The sequence below is a fragment of the Bacillus sp. GMs2/2 genome, assembly GCF_050172095.1.
GTDB lineage: Bacteria > Bacillota > Bacilli > Bacillales > Bacillaceae_G > Bacillus_A > Bacillus_A cereus.
The window spans coordinates 1-4,990 of the sequence record NZ_JBNLYE010000295.1 but is presented as its reverse complement, the minus strand read 5'-3'; the positions used below and the strand labels follow the sequence as shown (position 1 = coordinate 4,990).

Below are 4,990 nucleotides of genomic sequence, written 5' to 3'. Positions count from 1 at the left end.
TTAGAAAATATAGCTTAGAACTCGAAAAACAAGGCTATGAGTTTAATAAAGATGGCGACACAAGACTGTATCATACCGATGATGTGACAGTTTTTAATACTCTAAAAGAGATTAGAGAAAAAACTAAGGTTTCATTGAATCACGCCGTTAGCGTGTTGATGACACAGCAATCTCGTGCGACACAGAGTGTAGCGCGTTCGGAAGTTGCTGTGACAAGGTCTCGGAGTGAAGAGGAGCAATACGCGCTACAATCTGTATCGAGCGAAATTCGAAATTTCTTAGAAGATATAAAGACTGAATTTATAGGTTTTCGAAAAGAACTTGAAATCGAACGTCAAAGTAATGATGTATTTAAACAAGAGCTTGAAGCAGAGCGTGAAAAAAATCAGGAATTAGAAAAGAAACTTGATCTTATTATGAAGGAATTAAAAAAAATCAACGCTAAAGCTGATATTTCTAACCAAGAACCCAAAAGGAAGAAATTATTTGGGATATTTTAAGTTTATACAAAACAAAAAGAGTTGCTCATATGACAGCAACTCTTTTTGTTTTAGAAATCCGGATCTTCTAAATCGTCTTCGTCTAATGATCCTGTAATGTTGATATTAGTTATTAATTGTCCCATTTGACCTACGTCTTTTAATAAATCGTCTGCCAGGGAATTATGGGTATTATCATCGTTTTGCATAAGAACAGCAGATACAGGAGCCACCTGGAGATCTGAAATTGTTTGTGTAATTTGTTTTATGGCATTCATCATTTGTTCTTGGTTTTTTGAGACATTTAGAAGTTCTTTTTTTGCATCAAAGGGCTCTTTTTGTGTTAAGTCTTGTTCAACTAATTGAATAATATAAGTTGCCAGCTTTTTTGAGCGGGCTTTTTGCTCAAGGTGATTATAAACTTCTTCGCTCATGTGATCTGTTCGAAGCCCAAACACTGTTTGTTTCTCGGTCTTTTTAGTACGCCCCATAATGCGGCTCCTCCTTTCTGGCTATACTTATTTCTCTGTTTTTTGCAGCATTTCACCGCGACTTTTTACTTCAAGACCATATAAATTTAATTTGCGTGAATCTGGTAAGAAAATATGATTTGCTTGAGCAATTTCAGCTCCATACATCTCTTCAATGACTTCATGAATGCTAGTTTCTAGTATTGGGGCAACACCACCGAAATAAACATATTTATAAACTTTATCAGCTGGTGCAGGCATTACATCTTGGATTTTTAAAATTAGAAACTTAGCAAACTCTTTTAAGGAAGAACGAATTTTGTCTGTTAAATCTACACGTTGGCCAGTGTTTCCGTCGATTAATTCCATTTTTGGTTTTTGGAAATTGTTTACTATAAATGTTTCAAATGAACGTAAATCTGAGAATTTTTCTAGGAACTTTTCTTTTCTTAATTTTTCGATATGAGATAGATAAGATAATTTGTCTATTGGTTGCATTGAATCACGGTTCTTAGGTGATTTTAAACCGGTTGGTGATAATACTAAATCAATCGTTCCACCACCGATATCAACAAGTACTGTATCGTTGTTATCGAATTGTCTTGCTTCTTCACGATCTTCTAATTCGAAATTCTTTTTAATAGCTAAACGTGCAATTTCTCCTTCGATACGACAAGTTGCCTTTTCTACAGTTATTTTTAATGCTTTTTCCATTCCTGGTGTATGTATTGTAACTTCATGCTCTCCAGCAAATCGTTCCGCCATTGCATTTTGGGCTTCACTAAATTTAGCTGTTCGTTTCAGTAACCATATAGGTAACATTGTTTGGAAATATTCAATTTCAACTGTATTGTCATCCGATTCGCGAGTTTCATTAATAGCATGATAGAAAGAAACAGCTGATAAAAACATTACGTAAGGGATAGGACTTGTAATTTTATCATGGAGTTTATTGACATGATTGTTAGCTAATGCATGTTTTGCAGCTTCGTCGCCAACTAAGAAGAAGCGTTCGGTTTCTTCTCCTGGAATTGTTGTTGAAATAAGTAGGCGAGATAATAATTCTTTAGGATTAGTAATGGTTGCTACAAAATGAGAGTCAGCTTCATCTTTACTGATTTCTACAACGTTTGTAGGTGTTTCAATATAGAAACCATCAATCAAGTTCATATCAAGTGAGTTTCCGGAATCCTTATTCATCATAGTAATTTTCATTAACTATTCACTCCTTTAGTTATATTGTTAACAATATAACATTTTTTCGTCTTTATTGGAAGGTGTTTTTTAGTGTTAGTTAACAAAAGTAAAGTGTTATTATCCTTATATTTTTAAGGTTTTATCATGATTTATTTTTGTTATAATGCATTTATGTTAACTATAAAAAACATTGTTAACTTTTGTTTTGATATATATGTATTCTTCACAAGATATATGTTTGTACCTATAGGAAGTAAAAGCAAACCATTCCCATTCAAAAGAGGTTTATTCTTTAAACAGTTGCTTTAATCAGCAATTGCATTAGTTAATCCAGCACTCACACCTAAAAACAGGGGGAAATAGCATGATAAAACATTTTTACACCTTAAAATCACGTTATTATAAAGAAGTTTGGTAGTCTTTAATTAGCCTTTAATTTAACCTCAAACTTAAGGGAGATGTATAAATGAACATTGGTAAACAGATACATTATTTTCGTAAACGGGATAATATGTCTCAAGAGGAGTTAGCAGCAAAAATTCATGTTTCCAGACAATCTATTTCTAACTGGGAAAATGAAAGAAACTATCCAGATATTCATAATTTACTAATGATGAGTATTCTCTTTAATGTCTCCCTGGATGATTTAGTTAAAGGAGATGTAAAGATTATGAAAGAAGAACTTCAAAAATCAACTTTCTTTAAGTGGAGTTATATCATGTTAGCATCAATGATTATACTTCCTATTTCTATTGCACCTGTATTTCACTTTTTGGGTTATTATGGCCTTATAATACCTTTGGCACTTACGATTTTGCTTATGTTTTCATCACAGCAAGTTGAAAACATAAAAAAAGAGCATAATTTAAAAACTTATCGTCAAATAGTTGATTTTATAGAGGGAAAACCTGTAAGTGAAGTAAAGCCTAATATAAAAGACAAATTATTAAAAATAGGTTTGATGCTTGCAAGTGCTTTAATTAGTTATAGTTTGATTTATTTAGGATTGAGTGTATTTGGAAGATAGCTTAGAAAACTATTAAAAGTCCTCCGGATTGTTTAACTGGAGGACTTTTGTGTTTACATAATTCTTGTTATCGGTAGCAAGGATAAAGGAGAAACCCTTGTTTTATGGGGTTCTTTTTTCTTTTCTAGTAAAATGGATATGCATAATTTTATACATGGTTGATATAGTAGGGGTCCGGAGGATCCCTACTATTCTTTTTTTGCATAAAATCTTGTATAAATAAAAAAGATTTTGATGTTATTATCGAGAAGTAATACATATCGGTGGTAAAATCGGAATGTATTTCGAAATTAAATCGTTTTTAAAATCGGGTGTTATATCGGTTCTAAGTACATTCCGATTTTGATTGGAATGTTGATTTAATCGTGTTTTTTAAGTGAAAAACGTATTCCGTTTTTGGGGGAGGAATGAAAATTGGAACTAAAATCGGAAATGCATACACCGAAAATTGTTGCGGATTTTTTAGGGATCACACCTGATTTGTTAAAGGTATGGTCAAACGAATTTAACATACAAACGGAGCGAAGTCAGGGAGGGCATCGTAGATACTCGAAGGAAAATATAGAAGAATTAAAAGCAATAAAAGAAAAAATACAGGTGCAAAAATGGTCTTACGATCAAGTTCGGGCATGGCGAAACGGAGAACTAGATTCGTTTGTTTCAAAAGAAGAAAAATCAGAATTAGAAAAGAAATTAAATGAAGTATTAGAAAATCAGCAGTTACAAAATCAATTTAATCAAGCACTGGTTCAAAAATTGCAAGAAATTACGAATGAATTGGTTACGACAAAAGAGCATTTAGCGAATACGGAGAAAAAGTTAACTGAAGTAGAAGGTAAAAACAGTGAATTAGAAGTTTTTATAGAGAAGAAGCTAGAGAAGCGAGATCAGTTATTGCTTGAAAACATTAGAGATATGCAGAAGCAAAAACGGAAAGGTTTTTTCGGTTTGTTTAAAAATTAAATATGATTGCTATTCTTTGTAAGGTCTAATGTTGGAAAAAGAACAATAGAAAAAGATGAATAGAAATATAGCATACATAGGATAACAGAATGCAGTATAGATTGGCATATAAGCATTTCCTTGTTTCACGTATATTTATTTATTTTAAAAGTATTATATATTTTTATTTTATTGTAAAATATGGTTATAACGTACCCGATGCAAGGTAAAAATGTATCGGGTTTTTATTCCCGTATACTTTTTATCTTTGTATTTTGTTTGTAAAAAATATAAAAATTAAAAGAAATGGGGATAAGACATGAGCAAGCGTTTTGTGATTTATTTAACAGTGTTTTCGTTTTTTGGAGTGCTTTTTTTGTTTATTAATGATGGGACTATTAATGTTTCGGTTAATTGGAGCAATCTTCTCCCGGAATTAGGCAAGAATCTTATTTATGGTGCTTTTGGAACTTCTGTGATTTATTGGGTGGAAAATTCTTTCAAAAAATCAGAGTAAATACTTATTAATATTAAATCAGAAAAAATAAAGTTTGATAGGGGGTGATGATGCATGCTCAATGATCATTGTGATTCAAAGCCATATAATTATGGTTTTGAAAGGATCTAGTCCCCAATATAATGTTTTGTAATTAAGAGTAAGGAGTGTACGTTATAGCTTAGCTCATGTTGTAACCCTTTTGCCTATTTCTGGACGCCAAGAAATAGGCTTTTTTTTATAGCATATGATTTTTACTGAAACCCATCTGATGTTTTGTTTTCTTTATTTATAATAATTTGAATGTATACTTTTGTTATGTTTTTTGAGGATATCAAGAGAATTGGTAAGAATTCAATATTTGAGGGGAAATGAATGT

The 4,990-nt window shown here is 31.7% G+C and carries 6 protein-coding genes; 4 read left to right on the top strand and 2 right to left on the bottom strand.

Annotated elements, in window-relative coordinates; translation table 11 throughout:
- Positions 1 to 500 (top strand): hypothetical protein (locus ACQGS6_RS22780; RefSeq protein WP_426965644.1); only part of this gene is annotated, 500 nt, incomplete at its 5' end.
- A 50-nt stretch (positions 501 to 550) separates the two neighbouring features.
- Here ACQGS6_RS22780 and ACQGS6_RS22775 read toward each other — a convergent pair.
- Both ACQGS6_RS22775 and ACQGS6_RS22770 read right to left on the bottom strand, forming a co-directional pair.
- Positions 551 to 970, bottom strand: coding sequence for a hypothetical protein (locus ACQGS6_RS22775; protein ID WP_231009707.1), 420 nt, complete (start codon positions 968 to 970; stop codon positions 551 to 553).
- Positions 971 to 997: 27 nt separating this feature from the next.
- The gene (locus ACQGS6_RS22770; RefSeq protein WP_144514603.1) at positions 998 to 2,164 is read right to left on the bottom strand and encodes a ParM/StbA family protein; all 1,167 of its coding nucleotides are present in this window, start codon (positions 2,162 to 2,164) and stop codon (positions 998 to 1,000) included.
- Positions 2,165 to 2,612: 448 nt separating this feature from the next.
- Here ACQGS6_RS22770 and ACQGS6_RS22765 point away from each other — a divergent pair, with 448 nt between their 5' ends.
- The 3 genes from ACQGS6_RS22765 to ACQGS6_RS22755 all read left to right on the top strand — a co-directional run bounded on the left by ACQGS6_RS22765 (position 2,613) and on the right by ACQGS6_RS22755 (position 4,632).
- Positions 2,613 to 3,173, top strand: coding sequence for a helix-turn-helix domain-containing protein (locus tag ACQGS6_RS22765; RefSeq protein ID WP_098023055.1), 561 nt, complete (start codon positions 2,613 to 2,615; stop codon positions 3,171 to 3,173).
- A 414-nt stretch (positions 3,174 to 3,587) separates the two neighbouring features.
- Positions 3,588 to 4,136 carry a MerR family transcriptional regulator gene (locus tag ACQGS6_RS22760; RefSeq protein WP_240369443.1) on the top strand — a complete coding sequence of 183 codons (549 nt, stop codon included), beginning with the start codon at positions 3,588 to 3,590 and terminating at the stop codon, positions 4,134 to 4,136.
- A 298-nt stretch (positions 4,137 to 4,434) separates the two neighbouring features.
- Positions 4,435 to 4,632 carry a hypothetical protein gene (locus ACQGS6_RS22755; protein WP_075312708.1) on the top strand — a complete coding sequence of 66 codons (198 nt, stop codon included), beginning with the start codon at positions 4,435 to 4,437 and terminating at the stop codon, positions 4,630 to 4,632.
- Positions 4,633 to 4,990: the final 358 nt, after the last annotated feature.